This is a genomic window from Paracoccus methylarcula (assembly GCF_003007735.2).
Lineage (GTDB): Bacteria > Pseudomonadota > Alphaproteobacteria > Rhodobacterales > Rhodobacteraceae > Paracoccus > Paracoccus methylarcula.
In genome coordinates this window covers 26721-44653 of the sequence record NZ_PXNQ02000013.1, presented here as the reverse complement: position 1 = coordinate 44653, position 17933 = coordinate 26721, and the positions used below count along the sequence as shown (strand labels likewise).

The following is a 17933-nucleotide window of genomic DNA, read 5'->3' as shown; positions in this document are numbered from 1 at the left end:
GATTTCGGACCGCGCCGGTTTTTCCGGCGCGGTTTTTTTATGGGCCGTGGCTGGCTGACCCGCCCCCTGCACCTTCCCATCGGCGATGTTTTTCCCCTGAAGCTCTGCTTCTGTCGGGACTGACTTCCTCGACTAGCCCCGCGACAAGGTGAAAACCGGGATTCATCAAACCCGATCCTTGCGCTTGGCATGCCGCACTGGCCGGGTGATAAGGGAGCATGGATCTGTCGCTTTACATCACCGCTTTCGTCACGCTTTTCGTGGTCATCGATCCCGTCGGGCTGGCGCCGATCTTCATCGCGCTGACGCCGAAGATGAGCGCCGCCGAACGGGGCCGCATCGGCCTGCGCGCCGTCGTCATCTCGGCGATCCTGCTGACACTGTTCGGGCTGGCGGGCAAGGCGATCCTGTCCGGGATCGGCATCTCGCTGCCCGCCTTTCGCATCGCGGGCGGGATATTGCTGTTCCTGACCGCGCTCGACATGCTGTTCGAGCGGCGGACCGAGCGGCGCGAGGGGCAGAATAACGACGACCAGCCCGAAAACGACCCTTCGGTCTTTCCCTTGGCGACCCCGCTTCTGGCCGGTCCCGGTTCGCTCGCAACGATGATCCTGCTGGTCGGGCAGGAAAGCGGCACCCTGCATGTCGTGATGGTGCATCTGGTGATGCTGGCGGTGCTGGCAATCGCGCTGGCGCTGTTCCACCTGGCCACGCCGCTGGCCCGCGCGCTCGGGCGCACCGGCACGATGGTGGTCACGCGCCTGCTGGGCATGCTGCTGGCGGCTCTGTCGATCCAGTTCGTGATCGACGGGCTGCAGGGCTCGGGGCTGTTCTGATGCTGGGCGAGGATTGGGCGCAACTGATCTATTACGGCCTGCTTCTGTTTGTCATCGGCGGCGCGCTGCTGTTCGAGCTGTCGGGGCGTGGCAGCAAGGGGCTACGCCAGATCATGCTCTGGGTCGTGATCTTCGCCGGGGCCACCTTCGCCGCGAATCTCTGGCTTGACCGGGGCACGCAGCAGGTCATCACCGGCGGCCGGGTCGAGATCCCGGTCAGCCACGACAATCACTTCTACCTGACGGCCGAGCTGAACGGCACGCCGGTGCGCTTCGTCGTCGATACCGGCGCCACCTCCATCGCACTCGGCGCCGGGGACGCGCGTCGGATCGGCATCGATCCCGACGATCTCGCCTATATCGGCACCGCCCGGACGGCGAATGGCATCGTCCGCACCGCCAATGTCACCATCGGGGAATTCACCATCGGCGATATCGTCGACCGCAATGTCCCCGCCACGGTGATCGGGGGCGATATGGACGGCTCGCTTCTCGGCATGTCCTATCTGCGGCGCTTCGCCCGGGTCAGCTTCGAGGGCGATCTGATGGTGCTGGAGCGCTGAACCCTCGGCGCTCCAGCAATTGCCGCCGCCCTATCGCGGCTCGCTCTGCAAGGCCCGGAAGATCGTGTAGCACATCAGCAGCATCACCACCGAGAACGGAATCCCCGTCGCGGTCACCCCGGCCTGCAAGGCTTCGAGCCCGCCGCCGATCAGCAGCACGATGGCGATCAGCCCCTCGATCGAGGCCCAGAACAGCCGCTGCGGCTTGGGCGCGTCGGTCTTGCCCCCGGCGGTGATCGTATCGACCACCAGCGAGCCGGAATCCGACGAGGTGACAAAGAAGATCAGCGCCAGGATGATGGCGATGGTCGAGACGATCCCGGTAAAGGGCAATTCGTTCAGCATCCCGAACAGCGACAATTCGGGGCTGTAATTGTCGATCACATATTCCCTGACCAGGCTGGCATCGGGATTGGCGAATAGCTGGTCGATGGCCACGCCGCCGAACACGCCCATCCAGATGAAGATGGTCATGCTGGGGATCAGCAGCACGCAGATCACGAACTCACGGATCGAGCGGCCCCGTGACACCCGGGCGATGAACATGCCCACGAAGGGCGCCCAGCTGACCCACCACGCCCAGTAGAAGGCCGTCCATCCCTCGCGATAGGCATCATCGGTGCGGCCGAAAGGTTCCGACAGCGGGATGAATTCCTCGACATAGGTGACAAGCCCGGTCCAGAACCCGTCCAGCGCTGCCATTGTCGGACCCACGAACAGCACGAAGAGAAAGAACAGCAGCGCCATGATCATGTTGATCTCGGACAGTTTCTTCACCCCGCCATCGAGACCGCGCCAGACCGAGACCAGCGCCACCATCGTCACCAGGATGATGACGATCACCTGCGTTGTGATGCTGATCTCCAGCCCATAGACGAAATTCAGCCCGGCATTGGCCTGCTGCGCGCCCAGCCCAAGCGAGGTGGCCAGCCCGAACAGCGTCGAGAAGACCGCGAGGATGTCGATGACATGGCCCCACCAGCCCCAGACCCGTTCCCCGAGGATCGGGTAGAAGGCCGAGCGGATCGAGAAGGGCAACCCCTTGTTATAGGTGAAAAGCCCGAGCGCCAGCGCCATCACGACATAGACGGCCCAGCCATGGATGCCCCAATGCAGATAGGTTCCCGCAAGGCCCATGGCCCGCGCCCGTTCGATCGCGGCCTCGTTGATCGTGCCATCCTCGCCGAATGGCGAAGGCGTTCCAAGCGGCGAGGACACGGCCATGTGATAGACCGGCTCCAGCACCCCGAAAAACAGCAGCCCGATGCCGATCCCGGCGGCAAAGAGCATCGAGAACCAGGACAGGTAGCTATATTCCGGCCGCGCCTCCTTGCCGCCCAGCCTGATCGAGCCATAGGGCGTGAAGATCAGCACCACGCAGAACAGGATGAAGAAATCGACCACGATCATGAAATACCAGTCCAGCGTTCCCGTCGCGAAGCCGACAATGGCCTTGAAGACCTCGCCCGCGGCGGCCGGGAAAAGCAGGGTCAGCAGGATGAACAGCACCGCGGTCAGCGACGAGACAACAAAGACCGGGTTGTGAATGTCAAAGCCGAACGGGCCGACCTGTCCTTCGATATTGTCCTGGCCGATGGTAAAGTCGGTATCCAGCGCGCCTTCCAGCGGCGGAACCGGATCGGTTGGGGTGTTCATCTGTCCCTCCCAGCGCAATTTTGTTTCGTTCAGTGTAGCAATCACACCAAACATCACAACCCGGCAGGAATAACATAACAATTACAGATTGATGTATTGATATCCTCACACGATAACGAAGATGACGGACAAGGATCGGCGGCCGGACCGGCCCCTCCTATGTCACCAGGTAAAGCGACAGCACCGGCAGGCCGATGATCAGCGCAAGCCGCAGGATATCCGCGATCCAGAACACCCAGACCCCGCGAAAGATCGTCCATAGCGGAACATCGGGCAGGACCGAGCGCAGCACGAAGACATTCATGCCGATGGGCGGGGTAATCAGGCTGATCTCGGTCGCGACGACGACGATGATCGCGAACCAGATCAGCACCGCCTCGGGATCCTGCAGGATCTCCAGCCCGAAATCGAGAGACGAGATCACCGGGTAGAAGACCGGAACCGTCAGCAGGATCATCGACAGGCTTTCCAGGAAACAGCCCAGCACCATATAGATCAGCACGGTGATCAGCAGCACCGTCCATGCCGACAGGCCCATATCCTCGACAAACCCGCTCAGCGCATCGGGAAGCCCGGCAAAGCTGATGAAATTGCTGAAAATCTCGGCTCCGATGATGATCGCGAAGATCATCGCCGACGCCGTGGCGCTGTCCAGGAAGGCCGTCCACAGGGCCCGGCGGCTCAGCCCCCCGGTCGCGAAAGCGATCAGCAACGCCGCCGCCGCGCCCATCCCCGCCGCCTCGATGGGGGTGAAGAAACCGCCATAGATGCCTGCCATGATGAACAGGAACAGCGCCAGCACCGCGAAAACGCTTACCGCATCGCGGCGGGTCAGCGGGTGAACCTCCCCCACTTCCGGCGCCAGTTCGGGCTTCAGCCGGACAGCGGCCATGACCGCCAGCAGGTAGCCGATGATGCCAAGGATGCCGGGGATGATGCCGGCAAGGAACAGCTTGCCGATATCGGCCTCGGTCAGCAGCCCGAAGATGATCAGCACCACCGAGGGCGGGATCAGGATCCCCAGGGTGCCGCCCGCCGCGATGGCGCCGGTGGCGAGGCTGTCGGAATAGCCGAAACGCCGCATCGAGGGCATCGAGACCTTGGACATCGTCGCCGCCGTCGCCAGCGACGACCCGCAAACGGCCGAGAAGCCCCCGCAGGACAGCACCGTCGCCATGGCCAGCCCGCCCCGCATCCGGCCAAAGACCCGGTCGGCGGCGGCAAACAGCCCATGCGCGATCCCCGATCCGGCCAGCACATTGCCCATGAAGATGAACAGCGGCACGACCGACAGGGAATAGCTCAGCCCGGTCTCGAACACGGCATTGCCGACCATCGCCCCGGCGGGCTGCCAGCCACGCATGACGGCGAAACCCACCCCGCCGACGATGGACATGGCAAAGGCGATGGGCACCCGCAGGAAGACCATCCCCAGCAGGATGACAAGGGCGATCAGGGAAATCGTCATGGGTCCTCGCGGCGCAAGAGCAGGATGAGGGCAGAGACGGCACAGCTTGCCGCCGCCAGGAATGCCAAGGGCGCCATCGGGATCATCAGCGAGGCGCTGCGGGTGCCGTCCTCGACCTGATCCAGCCCGATCAGCACCAGCCGCCAGCAGAAAAAGGCCAGCGCCACGGCAGAAACGATCCCGGCCAGCCGCCCCAGCAGACGCTGAACGGAAGCCGGGAACAGGTGCAGCGCGAGGTCGACCTCGACATGCCCGCCATCGGCGCTGGTCAGCGGCAGCGCCACGAAGACCAGCGCCGCCAACAGCATCTGCGTCAATTCATAGGCACCGCCAAAGGGCCGGTTCAGCAGGTAGCGGCCGATGACATCGATGCAGGTGACAAGGATCAGCAACCCGATCAGCAAGGCGGCGATGGCGGCCAACGCGCGATACCAGCCCGCATGGCTGCGCGATCCACCCTGCCCCCCGGTTCCGGCAACCGGCCCGGTCATTCCAGCGCCACCCCGGTCATTTCGCGGAACTCGGCAAGGGCGGCTGCGCCGTCATATCCTTCTCCCAGGCTTTCCGTCCAATCCTGTTCCAGCTTGCCCGCGACCTCTTTCAGCGCCGAAACCACCTCGGGCGATGCCTCGTAGAAATCCACCTTGTCGCCGATCTCTTCCATGGCAACCGTGTCGGCGTCGTTCCACGCCTTGCCCACCCGCTCGGCGAAGGCCGCGCCGGATATGGCGTCGATGGCAGCCCGGTCCTCTTCGGACAGGCTCTCCCATTTGTCCTCGTTGATCACGAAGAACCAGGTGGTGTTATAGATGCCGCCCGGAACCGTCATCGAATACTTGATGTCGTCGGTCAGGTTGAAGGCGGTCATTGCCTCATAGGTGAAGGCCACGCCATCGATCACCCCGCGCGACAGTTTCTCGTAGACCTCGGGCGAGGACATGAAGAGCGGGCTTGCCCCCAATGCCTCGACCAGATCGGCCACGTAACCGCCCGGCACCCGCAATTTCAGCCCTTTCAGGTCGGCAGGCGTCTCGATCTTGCGGATATTGTTGTGCAACAGGCCGGGGCCATGCATGAACAGCCCCAGCAGATGGGTGCCCTCGTGTTCCTCGGCGGCGTCGAGCTTGCCGCCGTAAATCTCCCAGTAGGCTTGCGAATTCGCGATCGCATCATCGCCAAGGAAACTGAACTGGCCAAGCCGGGCCCGGTTGAAGCGGTCATCCTCGGTAAAGGAATGCAGCCCATAGGTAATATCGGCGATCCCGTCCCGCGCCATGTCGAAATGCGCCGGAGGACTGCCCAGGGGCTTGCCCATGATCCGCACCGTGACCCGGCCCTCGGTGACCGCCTCGACCTCTTCGGCCCATGGCTCGAACGCGTTCACCACGATGGGATGTTTCGGCGGCAGCCATGACGACATGATCAGTTCGTCGGCCAATGCCGGAGCGGCGGCCAGCAGCAGCCCCGCGAATGCCAGTCCAAGCGTTTTCATCTCATTCCTCCCTGAATACTCCCCGCCTTCACGACGGGGCGACATGATCCGGATGCGCCGCGACAAAGGCAGGCAGATCCGAACAATGGCCCTGCACCGCCATGATACGCGGCAGATCGTCAAAACCAACGCCCCACCGGGCCGCGTTGTAAAGCTGCGGGATCAGCGCGCAATCGGCCAGCCCCGGCCGGTCGCCATGACAGAAACGCCCGCTCCAGCCCGGATGATCCAGCATCGCCTCGACCGCGACCAGCCCCCGGCGGATATTGTCGCGGTTCCATTCGGCGCGCGCCTCGGCCCCGGCCAGGTCCTCGATCCGCTTCAGGACGGAACTGTTCGAGACCGGGTGTATCTCGCAGGCGATCGCCAGCGCGATGGCCCGCATATGGGCACGTTCCGCTGCATCCCCGGGCAAAAGCGGCGGCTCGGGCCGGGTCTGGTCCAGATATTCCAGGATCGCCAGCGATTGCGTCAGCACCAGCCCGTCGATTTCCAGAACCGGCACAAGGGCTTGCGGGTTGATCCTGCGATGCGCTTCCTCGCGATGCGCGCCCTTGAGCAGATCGACCGAAACCCGCTGATGCGCGATCCCCTTCAGCCCCAAACCGATCCGCACCCGGTAAGAGGCCGAGGAACGCCAGTAATCATGCAGCACGACCCGATCACGTCCCATGACCTACTCCTTCGCCGGCAGGATCCGCCCGGTGCAGGGGCCGAAACCGATCCGGTATCCCTGCCCCTCGGCATGGGCGAACAGCCCGACCTCGTCGCCATCCTCAAGGAAGCGTCGCTCTTCGCCATTGACCGTCACCGGGGTCTTGCCACCCCCGGTCATTTCCAGCAGCGCCCCGGTCTGATCCCGCTCCGGCCCCGAGATCGTCCCCGACCCCAGCAGATCGCCCACCCGCATCGGACAGCCAGAGCTCGTGTGATGCGCCAATTGCTGGGCGCTGGAATAATACATGACATTGTAATTGGTCTGCGCCATTCTCTGGCCGTTCAGGCTCCAGCCCACCGTCAGGTCATAGAACCCCGGCTGATCTTCCTGCAAATAGGGCAAGAGCGGGTTCACCCGCTCGGCCCCTTCGCAGCGGAACGGCTCCAGCGCGGCCTGCGTCACGATCCAGGGACTGATCGTGGTGCCAAGCGCCTTGGCCTGGAACGGCCCGAGCGGCTGGTATTCCCATGCCTGCACATCCCGCGCCGACCAGTCGTTCAGCAGCACATAGCCAAAGATCATCCGCTCGGCCTCGGCCACGCTGACCCGCTCGCCCAGTTCGCTGTCACCACCGACGATGGCCCCCAGCTCCAGTTCCAGGTCCAGGCGGCGGCAGGGCGACCAGACCGGCCCCTCCTCTGCCTTGAGCTGCCCCATCGGGCGGCGGATCGGCGTGCCCGACACCACCACGGAAGAGGCCCGCCCGTTATAGCCGATCGGCATATGCGTCCATTGCGCGGGCAACGCGTTTTCCGGTCCGCGAAACAGCACCCCGACATTGAAGGCATGGTTCTTCGAGGCATAGAAATCGGTGAACTCGCTCACCCGGATCGGCAGATGCAGCCGCGCCTCCGCCATCGCCACCAGCGGCAGGGACTCGTCCCCGCCCTCGGCCAGCAATTCCGTCAGCCGGGCGCGAATTTCATCCCATTTCGCCCGCCCCTGCGCGATGAACCCGTTCAGTTGCGGCAAGCCGAAGGCCCCTTCCGCATTGATCAGCCCGCGCGCCTCGCAAACGGCCAGATCGACGATCCGGTCCCCGATCGCCACCCCGCAACGCGGCACCCCGTCTCCGGTGGAGAACACCCCGTAAGGCAGGTTCTGAATGGGAAAATCGCACCCTTCCTCATTGGCACTCGCCAGCCAAGATCGCATTCCGCTCCCCTTCTTCTTCATGCAAATATCCCGCGGGTGCGCCGCTGGTGCGCCACTGGTTCGAGAACCAGCCGGCGACGGGGCGCGAAGCCCCCGGCTTCCTCATTTCACCCCCGGCTTACCGTCGAATTTCTTCTCAAGCTGGTTCCAGACCTCGATATATTCCTTCTGCATCGGCGCCTCTTTCGCGGCGAACTCGGTCAGATGCTGCGGAAAGCGCGTCTCGAACATGAAGGACATGGTCTGGTCCAGTTTCTCGGGCTTCAGCTCGGCATTCGACGCACCCTCGAAAGCATCGCGGTCGGGGCCATGGGGCAGCATGCAGTTATGCAGGCTCATCCCCCCCGGCGCGAAACCCTGCGGCTTGGCGTCGTAGATACCATAGATATTGCCCATCAGCTCGGACATGATGTTCTTGTGATACCATGGCGGGCGGAAGGAATGCTCGGCCACCATCCAACGCTCGCGGAACAGCACGAAATCGATATTCGCGGTCCCTTCTTGCCCGGAAGGCGCGGTCAGCACCGTGAAGATCGACGGGTCCGGATGATCGAACAGGATTGCCCCGACCGGAGAATATGTCCGAAGATCATATTTATACGGGCAATAATTCCCGTGCCACGCGACCACGTCCAGCGGGCTGTGATCGATGATCGTCTCGTGGAACTGGCCGCACCATTTGATGACCACGCGGGACTCGGCCTCGCGATCCTCGAATGCCGCCACCGGGCATTTGAAATCGCGCGGATTGGCAAGGCAGTTCGCCCCGATCGGGCCACGATGCGGCAGATCGAATTTCTGCCCGTAATTCTCGCAGACGAAACCGCGGCACGGCCCCTCCAGCACCTCGACCCGATAAACCAGCCCGCGCGGAATGATGGCGATCTCCTTCGGCTCCAGCTCGATCACGCCCAGCTCGGTGCAGAAACGCAGCCGCCCCTCTTGCGGGACGATCAGCAACTCGCTGTCGGCGGAATAGAAATACTCGTCCTGCATCGAACGGGTGACGAGGTAGATATGGCTGGCCATGCCGACCTGGATATTCACATCCCCCGCCGTGGTCATGCTCCGCATCCCGGTGATCCATGTCAGGTCCGCGTCCTCGGCAGGCATCGGCACCGGATCCCACCGATATTGCCCAAGGCTGGTGACGGCAGGCAGGACATGCGGCGCGGTCTTCCAGTAAGGCACATCGATTGCGCGGAATTCGCCGGTATGACGCACCGATGGGCGGATGCGATAGCACCATGTCCGCTCGTTCTGGCCGCGCGGCGCGGTAAAGGCGGTGCCGGAAAGCTGCTCGGCATAAAGCCCGTATGCGCATTTCTGGGGCGAGTTCTGCCCCTGCGGCAGCGCGCCTTCCAGCGCCTCGGTTTCGAAATCATTGCCGAAGCCCGGCATATAGCCGTGATGCGTTCCGGTGACCGCCGCCGCGCGGGTCATGCCCTCGGCAAGCTCATGCGTCGCCATCTTCCATCCTCCGTGGCAGGTGATCATTGCATCTGCAACGAACATATCGTTGCAGGTGCAATGATGTCAAGCGAAGGGTGCATCCCTGCCCGATCCGGATCTGTCCGCCGAGTTTCTTGTTGCTCCTGCAACGTTTTTTTGTTGATCTGCCGCAAAGGAGAGCCCGATGACCTTCAATCTGGACGAGTTCCTGCCCTATCGCCTGAATATCGCGGCGACCCTGATCAGCCGCCGTTTCGCGGCGCTGCACCAGGACGAATCGGGGCTCTCGATCCCGGAATGGCGGGTGATGGCGCATCTCGCCAACGAGGGCGCGGTCAGCGTGCGCGACATCCACAAGCGGGTCAACCTGGACAAATCCATCGTCAGCCGGGCGGCTTCGCGGCTGGAAGGCGCCGGGCTGCTGCGCAAATCCGCCCACAAGGGCGACCGCCGCCTGATCTCGCTGGAACTGACCACCGAGGGGCGCAGGCTGATGCAGCGTCTTGGCCGGATCGCCGATGCCTTCCAGGCCGAGATCCGGGCCGAGCTGGGCAAGGACGCCGCGGGTTTCGAGGCGGGGCTCGACCGGCTCATCGCCCGGAGCGCATCCGGGGGGCAGCCCTGATCCACGGGAGGTTCTCCTGCCCGGTCCGGCTGCGCCAGAGCGCCATATTCGCGCCTGTGCAGGCCACGGCCGACTTGCAACCGGCCCGTGTTAACCCTACCAAGCAAGAAAGCGACCCAGACCCGAAGGACCACCATGGATCTCGATGCCCGCCGCAAAGCCGACCCCGATCACTGGAAACTTGCCAGCGCCATCCGCGTGCTGGCGATGGACGCGGTCGAGGCCGCGAAATCCGGCCATCCCGGCATGCCCATGGGCATGGCGGACGTGGCCACGGTGCTGTTCCGCAAGCACCTGAAATTCGACGCCTCGGCACCGCATTGGTTCGACCGCGACCGCTTCGTGCTGTCGGCGGGGCATGGCTCGATGCTGCTCTACTCGCTGCTGCACCTGAGCGGCTACCAGCAAATGACGATCGAGCAGATCAAGCATTTCCGGCAACTGGGTTCGATCACCGCGGGCCACCCGGAATACGGGCATGCCGAGGGGATCGAGACGACGACCGGCCCGCTCGGACAAGGGATCTCGACCGCCGTCGGCATGGCCATGGCCGAAGAGGCGATGCGCGCCGAATTCGGCTCCGAGCTCTGCGATCACCGGACATGGGTCATCGCCGGCGACGGCTGCCTGATGGAAGGCATCAGCCAGGAAGCCGTGGGCCTGGCCGGCAACCAGCAACTGGGCCGGCTGATCGTGCTGTGGGACAATAACGACATCACCATCGATGGCCGCGTCAGCCTGTCCGACCGGACCGACCAGATGGCACGCTTCGCGGCCTCGGGCTGGCGAGTGCTGGAATGCGACGGCCATGACGCCGCCGATATCGACCGCGCCCTGACCGAAGCCGCCAAGGATGACGGCCGCCCGGTCCTGGTCTCGTGCAAGACGATCATCGGCTTCGGCGCCCCGACCAAGGCCGACAGCGCCAAGGCCCATGGCTCGCCGCTTGGCGCCGAAGAAATCGCGGCGGCCCGCAAGGCCTATGGCTGGGACAATGCAACCGCCTTCGAAATCCCCGAAGATATCGCCGCAAGCTGGCACGAGATCGGCGCGCGGGGCGCTGCGACGCGCAAGGAATGGCAGACCCGCGTCGATGCGCTCAGCTCGAACCCCCGCGACGATTTCGCCCGCCGCATCGGCAACGAGGTCAACCCGCAGCTCGCCCAGACCATCCGCGAGATGAAGCAGAAAACCTCCGAGGAACAGCCCAAGCTCGCCACCCGCAAGGCCAGCGAGAACGTGCTGGCGGCGCTGAACCCGGTGATGCCCGAGAATTTCGGCGGCTCGGCGGACCTGACCGGCTCGAACAACACGCTGACGCCCGGGATGGGCATTTTCAACGCCGGAAACCGGCTTGGCCGCTATATCCATTACGGCATCCGCGAACATGGCATGGCCGCCGCGATGAACGGCATCTGGCTGCATGGCGGTTTCCGCCCCTATGGCGGCACCTTCCTGACCTTCACCGATTACGCGCGCGGCGCGATGCGGCTCTCGGCTCTGATGGGCCTGCCGGTCACCTATGTCATGACCCATGACAGCATCGGCCTGGGCGAGGACGGCCCCACTCACCAGCCGGTCGAGCATCTGGCCATCTGCCGCGCCACGCCCAACATGCTGATGCTGCGCCCCTGCGACCAGGTCGAGACGGCGGAAGCCTGGGAAATCGCCCTGTCGCACGATACCGCACCCTCGGTCATGGCGCTGTCGCGGCAGAACCTGCCGACTCTGCGGACCAACCACCAGGACGAGAACCTGTCGCTGAAAGGCGCCTATGTGCTGCGCGAGGCCTCGGGCGGCAAGCCCGCCGTGGTGCTGATGGCCACCGGCTCGGAAGTCGAGATCGCAGTCGCCGCCCGCGAGACGCTGGAATCCGAGGGCACCCCGACCCGCGTCGTCTCGGTCCCCTCGATGGAGCTGTTCCGCGCCCAATCCCCGGCCTATCGCGAAGAGGTCCTGCCGGGCGGCACCGTCCGCATCGCCATCGAGGCCGCCATCCGCCAGCCCTGGGACTGGCTGCTGCTGGGCGAGCGCGGGCGCGAGGAGAAATCCGCCTTCATCGGCATGGAGGGCTTCGGCGCCTCGGCCCCTGCCCCGGCGCTCTACCGCGAGTTCGGCATCACCGCCGAGGCGGTGACCGAGCGCGCAAAGGCGCTGTTGTGACAGGAATTCCTGCCTCCGGCGGGGATATTTCCATGAAGAAGAAGCAGCCGGGCATCTGTCCGGCTGTTTCGATGCTTGTCTGATGCAGGTTCTGGCGCGGGCCTTTGCGCTGATGGGGCGCGAGCGGGACGGGCTGCGCCATCCGCCGATGGGTGGGAATGCAGCGGGGATCGCCCTGCTGCTGGCGGCGATCATCGGGTTCACCCTGATGGACGCCACCGCGAAATTCCTGACCCAGCATTATCATCCGGCGCAGGTGGTCTGGGCGCGCTTCCTTGGCAATATCCTGATCTTCGCCGTCATCTTCCGCGCCCGCATGTTCAGCCTGCTGCGCAGCCGGCAACCGGGATTGCAGGCCGGGCGGGCGCTGATGCAACTGGCCTCGGTCGGGCTGTTCTTTACCGCGCTGCAATTCATCGGGCTGGCCGAGGCGACCGCGATCATGGACATGAACCCGGTGCTGATCACCCTGGGGGCGGCGCTGTTCCTGGGTGAAAGGATCGGGCCGCGGCGGGTGGCCGGGATCGCGGCGGCGGTGATCGGCGCGCTGATCATCATCCGTCCGGGGCTGGGCGTGTTCCAGCCCGCCGCGCTCCTGCCGATGGCCGGGGCATTCACCTTTGCCGCGGGCGCCCTGCTGACCCGGATGGTGCGCAGCGACTCGGTCGAGACCTCGGTCATGTGGTCGGCGGTGTTCGGCACCGTGGCGACCTCTGTGATCGTGCCATTCATCTGGCAGCCGATCGATCCCGCGCATTTCTGGGTATTCCTGCTGCTGGCTGGTTTCGGCACGCTCAGCCAATGGCTTCTCGTGCGCGCCTTTTCCAGCGCCGAGGCCGGGGTGCTGGCTCCCTTCGGCTATACCGGGCTGATCTGGGCCGGACTGTGGGGGCTGCTGTTCTTCGGCCAGTTCCCGGACCGCTGGACCATCCTCGGCGCGGCCATTATCGTGGGCGCGGGCCTCTATGTCTGGTCGCGCGAGACCCGCGCGGCGCGGAAGGATCAATGAGCGAAAATGACAGATTACCGCTGAGCGACCGGCTCGCGAATGCCGCCTTCCTGGCGGTCATGGGGCTGGCCCGGCTGCTGCCATATGAGCGGCGCATCCCGGCGATGGGCTGGCTGTTTGCGCATCTGCTGGCCCCCATCGCGGGCTGGCGGCGCCGGATTCGCGACAACCTTGCATTGGCGCGGCCCGACCTGCCCCGTGACGAGGTCGAGGCGCTGGTGCGCGCGGTTCCGGCCAATGCCGGCCGCTCGGTGGCCGAGATCTATTCGGGCGAGGAATTCACCCGCCGCATCCGCGAGGCCGATCCGCTGGACGGCCCCGGCCTGCCCGCCCTGGAAGCCGCTTTCGAGGCAGGACGCCCGGTCATCATCGCCTGCGCCCATTTCGGCAATTACGACGCCATGCGCACGGCGCTGGCCGGTCGCGGCTGGCCGGTCGGGGCGCTGTATCGGCCGATGAACAACGAGGCCTTCAACCGCCACTACATCCCGGCGATCACCGCCATTGCCGAGCCGCTCTTTCCGCGCGGGCGGGCCGGGCTGGCGGCGATGCTGCGCTTCCTGAAAGGGGGCGGCTGGCTGGCGCTCGGTTTCGACCAGCACGACCGGCACGCGCCCGAGCTGCAATTCTTCGACCTGCCCAGCAGAACCGTGCTGACCCCGGCCGAACTGGCGATCCGCTATGACGCGCTGATCCTGCCGGTGCATGGCATCCGCCAGCCCGACGGGCTGTCCTTTCGCGTCCATGTCGGCGAGCCGGTCGAACATGGCGAGCCCGCCGCCATGATGCAGGCGCTGAACGACGATCTCGAGGCGCTGGTGCGACGCCATATGGAGCAATGGTTCTGGGTCCATCGCCGCTGGAAATGAAAAAGGCGGCCCCGGGGGACCGCCTTTTTCCGTTCGCGAAACGATCCGCTCAGCCAGCCTTGACCCCGTTCGACGGAGCCACTGCCGCCTCGCGGCGCGCACGCAGCTCCTCGGCCACGAGGAAGGCCAGTTCCAGCGACTGGCTGGCATTCAGGCGCGGGTCGCAGGCGGTGTGATAGCGGTCGGACAGGTCCTCGTCCGTCACCGCCCGCACGCCGCCGGTGCATTCGGTCACGTCACGGCCGGTCATCTCGAAATGCACGCCGCCGGGGATGGTGCCCTCGGCGCCGTGGATCGCGAAGAACTCCCGCACCTCGCGCAGCACCGAATCGAAGGGCCGGGTCTTGTAGCCCGAGGCCGACTTGATCGTGTTGCCATGCATCGGATCACAATGCCAGACGACCTTCGCCCCCTCTTCCTGCACCACCTTGATCAATTGCGGCAGGTGATCGCCGACCTTGCCCGCACCGAAGCGGGTAATCAGCGTCAGCCGCCCCGCCTCGTTATCGGGGTTCAGCCGGGCGAGAAGCAGCTTGAGATCCTCGGCCGTGGTGGTCGGGCCGCATTTCAAACCGATCGGGTTATGCACGCCACGGCAGAATTCCACATGCGCGCCATCGGGCTGCCGGGTGCGGTCACCGATCCAGATCATGTGGCCCGATCCCGCGACCGTCACCCCGGTCGTCGCATCAAGACGCGCCAGCGCCTCTTCGTATTCCAGCAGAAGCGCCTCGTGGCTGGTGTAGAAATCCACCTTGCTCAGCTGATGCGCGGTGTCCGAATTCACACCCGCCGCCTGCATGAAGGCCATCGCGTCGCGGATGCGGTCGGCGATGTCACGATATTTCGCAGCCTCCGGCCCGCCGACGAAATCGGCGATCCAGTTCTGCACCAGGTGCATGTCGGCATAGCCGCCGGTCGAATAGGCCCTGAGCAGGTTCAGCGACGAGGCCGCCTGCGTATAGGCCGCCAGCATCCGGTTCGGATCGGGCAGCCGCGCCTCGGATGTGAAATCGAACCCGTTGACGATATCGCCGCGATAGCTGGGCAGCTCGACACCATCGACCACTTCGGTCGGGGCGCTGCGGGGCTTGGCGAACTGGCCCGCCATGCGCCCGACCTTGACCACCGGAAGCTGCGCGCCCCAGGTCAGCACCACGGCCATCTGCAGGATCACCTTGAAGGTGTCGCGGATATTGTCGGCACTGAACTCGGCGAAACTTTCCGCGCAATCGCCGCCCTGCAGCAGGAAGGCGCGGCCTTCCGACACTTCGGCAAGCTGGGCGCGCAGGCGCATCGCCTCGCCCGCGAAAACCAGCGGCGGGTAGCGGCGAAGCTGCTCCTCGGCCGCCGCCAGCGAGGCGGCATCGGTATAATCCGGCATCTGCACGCGCGGATAGGCGCGCCAGCCGGCCTTGTCCCAGTTCCGGGCGGCGGCGGGTTTGCGATTCTCCTGCGTCATGGCACATGCTCCTTGAAAGATTGCCGGGCCGATATAATCGCTTCGCACCCTCAGGGAAAGAGCGCATTGTCTCGCAAAAATGATGCGACTAAAGTTGGATGGGTGATTTAGGATCTTGCGCAAGTCCTAATTCCCTGTTGTGAGGTGGCCGCAACATTTGCGCCGAGACAGCTCCATGCAATCCAACCGACCGCGCCGTTTCACCTTCCTGCTTCTTGACCGTTTCACGATGTTGCCATTCGCGGCGGCGATCGAGCCGCTGCGGCTGGCCAATCGCGCCTCGGGCAAGGAGCTCTATCAATGGCGGCTGGTCGGTCCGAAGGGCGATTTCGCGACCTGTTCGAACGGCACCCGCGTCGCGCTGGACGAAGGGCTGGAGCAGGATACCCCGACCGATCGCGACGAGGTGGTGATCGTCTGCGGCGGCACCGAGGTGGCGAGAGAGGCGACCAGGCCGGTGCTGAACTGGCTGCGCCGCAAGGCACGGGGTGGCGCATCGGTCTGCGCGGTCTGCACCGGTGCCTGGGTCCTGGCGGTGGCCGGGCTGCTCGATGGCCGCAAGGCCACGATCCACTGGGAAAATCACGACGGCTTCGCCGAGGCCTTCCCCGATGTGACGCTGTTCCGCTCGGTCTTCGTCCATGACGGCAACCGCCTGACGGCGGCGGGCGGCACCTCCTCGATCGACCTGATGCTGCACCTGATCGCCCAGTCCCATGGCGACGAACTGGCCGCCGAACTGGCCGACCAGATGCTGCATACCGGCATCCGCACCGACCAGGACCGGCAGCGCCTGTCCATCCCGACGCGGATCGGCGTGCGCCACCCGAGGCTGGCCACCGTCATCGCCCGGATGGAGGCCAATGTCGAAGACCCGATCAGCCCGGCCCGGCTGGCAACTGACGCCGGCATGTCCACGCGCCAGCTCGAACGGCTGTTCCGCCGCTATCTCAACCGCAGCCCGAAACGCTATTACATGGAAACCCGCCTCGCCCGGGCGCGCAACCTGCTGATGCAGACCGAGATGTCGATCATCGAGATCGCGCTGGCCTCGGGCTTCTCCAGCCCGTCGCATTTCTCGAAATGCTACCGCGCCCAATATGGCAGCACCCCCTATCGCGAGCGCGGAACCGGCATGTCTGCCCATCTGCGCCAGGCGCCGCCCGTCGAGATATAGATCCGGCCTGCCCGACCGGCGTTAATCCTTCCACAATCTCTTCCCGTTACAGCCTGTCACCGGCGGATCGCCGCGGATCCGGCCGCGATGACCGCACAGCATACGGGCGAAGAGACGATGGAATACGAAATCACCGTGCTGACTTTCGACAAGCCGATTCCGACGGGAACCAGCTCGGTCGGGCAACATGCCCCCTGGTCGAACCACCGCACAACCGATCCCATCGAGTTCAGCGGGGCGCGGCAAAGCTCCATCCTGCTGGAAGACGATGACGACAGGTTTCACAGTGGATATGCGAATGTGGACAAGACCGGGCAGATCCTGGTCGAGGACACGGTCTTCGGCAATGATCCCGGGCCGATACCTGCGGGGACCCGGCTTTCCGGCTTTATCGGTTCGCGTCTCCAGGATAGCGGCGGCAATCATTTCCGGGTGATGTTTCCCCGCCGCTTCATCGCGCAGCGAATCGGTGACGAATTCGGCGGCAGACAAGCGGTGCTGGTTTTCCCCGAAGCCCGGGAACAAGAGGACGGGACCCTCACCTACCCGGTCTTCGACAGGACCGGAAGCTTCACATTCGTGGACACCGTCTCGGTGAGCAGCATCAATGAACCTGACGAGGGCGCCCCGCACTATTCGCCCTCGGTGCCATGTTTCACCGACGGCACCCTTGTCGAAACCGCCTCCGGTCCCCGCGCCATCGAAACGCTCCGGCCCGGCGACCTGGTCCTGACGCGCGATCATGGTCCGCGCCGCATCGCCTGGATCGGCCACCGGCATCTGGACCGCCACCTGCTCGATCTTTGCCCCAACCTGCGCCCGATCCTGATCCGGGCGGGCGCGCTCGGCCCCGGCCTGCCCGAGCGGGACCTGACGGTCTCGCCCCAGCACCGGGTGCTGGTCCGGTCCAGGATCGCCCGGCGCATGTTCGATCACGACGAGATCCTCGTCGCCGCCAAGCACCTGGCCGGGCTTGCGGGGATCGAGATCCTGCAACCCGAAGACGGCCTCACCTATCGGCACATGCTGTTCGACCGCCATGAACTGGTGCTCTCGAACGGCACCTGGACCGAAAGCCTCTTTACCGGCCCGCAGGCGCTGCAGGCGCTCGGCCCCGCCGCCCGGCGCGAGATCCTCTCGCTCTTTCCCGAACTCGCGCAACCGGACCACCGCCCGCCATCCGCCCGCCGCCTGCTGACCGGGCGCGAGGGGCGCAATCTCGCCAGGCGGCATGCCAGGAACGGAAAACCGCTCGTCTCCGCCGATCACCGCGTCGGGGCCTGAGCCC

The 17933-nt window shown here is 65.0% G+C and carries 16 protein-coding genes; 8 read left to right on the top strand and 8 right to left on the bottom strand.

Annotated features, from left to right (window positions below):
* Window positions 1-218: 218 nt before the first annotated feature.
* Together A7A09_RS18305 and A7A09_RS18300 are read left to right on the top strand one after the other, a co-directional pair.
* The gene (locus A7A09_RS18305; RefSeq protein ID WP_106692731.1) at window positions 219-836 is read left to right on the top strand and encodes a MarC family protein; all 618 of its coding nucleotides are present in this window, start codon (window positions 219-221) and stop codon (window positions 834-836) included.
* Window positions 836-1399 (top strand): retropepsin-like aspartic protease family protein, encoded by a 564-nt coding sequence (locus tag A7A09_RS18300; RefSeq protein WP_245999461.1) that lies wholly within the window; start codon window positions 836-838, stop codon window positions 1397-1399. The genes A7A09_RS18305 and A7A09_RS18300 overlap by 1 nt, the downstream gene beginning before the upstream one ends.
* 30 nt (window positions 1400-1429) lie before the next feature.
* Here A7A09_RS18300 and A7A09_RS18295 read toward each other — a convergent pair whose 3' ends face one another.
* The 7 genes from A7A09_RS18295 to hmgA all read right to left on the bottom strand — a co-directional run bounded on the left by A7A09_RS18295 (window position 1430) and on the right by hmgA (window position 9358).
* Window positions 1430-3055, bottom strand: a complete 1626-nt coding sequence (locus A7A09_RS18295) for a BCCT family transporter (protein WP_106692784.1) — start codon at window positions 3053-3055, stop codon at window positions 1430-1432.
* 157 nt (window positions 3056-3212) lie between these two features.
* Window positions 3213-4523, bottom strand: a complete 1311-nt coding sequence (locus A7A09_RS18290; protein ID WP_106692730.1) for a TRAP transporter large permease — start codon at window positions 4521-4523, stop codon at window positions 3213-3215.
* Complete coding sequence (locus A7A09_RS18285; RefSeq protein ID WP_106692729.1) at window positions 4520-5014, bottom strand: TRAP transporter small permease; 495 nt, start codon at window positions 5012-5014, stop codon at window positions 4520-4522. The genes A7A09_RS18290 and A7A09_RS18285 overlap by 4 nt, the downstream gene beginning before the upstream one ends.
* Complete coding sequence (locus A7A09_RS18280) at window positions 5011-6015, bottom strand: TRAP transporter substrate-binding protein (RefSeq protein ID WP_106692728.1); 1005 nt, start codon at window positions 6013-6015, stop codon at window positions 5011-5013. The genes A7A09_RS18285 and A7A09_RS18280 overlap by 4 nt, the downstream gene beginning before the upstream one ends.
* Before the next feature lie 28 nt (window positions 6016-6043).
* Window positions 6044-6688 (bottom strand): maleylacetoacetate isomerase, encoded by a 645-nt coding sequence (maiA, locus tag A7A09_RS18275; RefSeq protein WP_106692727.1) that lies wholly within the window; start codon window positions 6686-6688, stop codon window positions 6044-6046.
* A 3-nt stretch (window positions 6689-6691) separates the two neighbouring features.
* Window positions 6692-7888, bottom strand: a complete 1197-nt coding sequence (gene fahA / locus A7A09_RS18270; protein WP_106692783.1) for a fumarylacetoacetase — start codon at window positions 7886-7888, stop codon at window positions 6692-6694.
* Between the two features lie 102 nt (window positions 7889-7990).
* Window positions 7991-9358 carry a homogentisate 1,2-dioxygenase gene (gene hmgA / locus A7A09_RS18265; protein WP_106692782.1) on the bottom strand — a complete coding sequence of 456 codons (1368 nt, stop codon included), beginning with the start codon at window positions 9356-9358 and terminating at the stop codon, window positions 7991-7993.
* 166 nt (window positions 9359-9524) lie between these two features.
* On the opposite strand from hmgA, the gene A7A09_RS18260 reads away from it, so the two are divergent.
* The 4 genes from A7A09_RS18260 (at window position 9525) to A7A09_RS18245 (ending at window position 14006) form a co-directional block, all read left to right on the top strand.
* On the top strand, window positions 9525-9965 hold the full coding sequence (locus A7A09_RS18260; protein WP_106692726.1) for a MarR family winged helix-turn-helix transcriptional regulator: 441 nt from the start codon (window positions 9525-9527) through the stop codon (window positions 9963-9965).
* A 135-nt stretch (window positions 9966-10100) separates the two neighbouring features.
* Complete coding sequence (tkt, locus tag A7A09_RS18255) at window positions 10101-12128, top strand: transketolase (RefSeq protein WP_106692725.1); 2028 nt, start codon at window positions 10101-10103, stop codon at window positions 12126-12128.
* Window positions 12129-12210: 82 nt separating this feature from the next.
* The gene (locus A7A09_RS18250) at window positions 12211-13137 is read left to right on the top strand and encodes a DMT family transporter (protein ID WP_245999460.1); all 927 of its coding nucleotides are present in this window, start codon (window positions 12211-12213) and stop codon (window positions 13135-13137) included.
* Window positions 13134-14006 (top strand): lysophospholipid acyltransferase family protein, encoded by an 873-nt coding sequence (locus tag A7A09_RS18245; protein WP_106692724.1) that lies wholly within the window; start codon window positions 13134-13136, stop codon window positions 14004-14006. Before A7A09_RS18250 ends, A7A09_RS18245 begins: the two co-directional genes overlap by 4 nt.
* Window positions 14007-14055: 49 nt before the next feature.
* Here A7A09_RS18245 and A7A09_RS18240 read toward each other — a convergent pair whose 3' ends face one another.
* Entirely contained in the window at window positions 14056-15468 is a 1413-nt protein-coding gene (locus A7A09_RS18240) for a class II 3-deoxy-7-phosphoheptulonate synthase (RefSeq protein ID WP_106692723.1), read from the bottom strand.
* 175 nt (window positions 15469-15643) lie between these two features.
* Between A7A09_RS18240 and A7A09_RS18235 the strand changes: the two genes are divergently transcribed.
* A complete protein-coding gene (locus A7A09_RS18235; protein WP_106692722.1) occupies window positions 15644-16645 on the top strand; it encodes a GlxA family transcriptional regulator in 1002 nt (333 codons plus the stop codon).
* Window positions 16646-16732: 87 nt separating this feature from the next.
* A complete protein-coding gene (locus tag A7A09_RS18230) occupies window positions 16733-17929 on the top strand; it encodes a Hint domain-containing protein (protein ID WP_245999458.1) in 1197 nt (398 codons plus the stop codon).
* Window positions 17930-17933 lie beyond the last annotated feature (4 nt).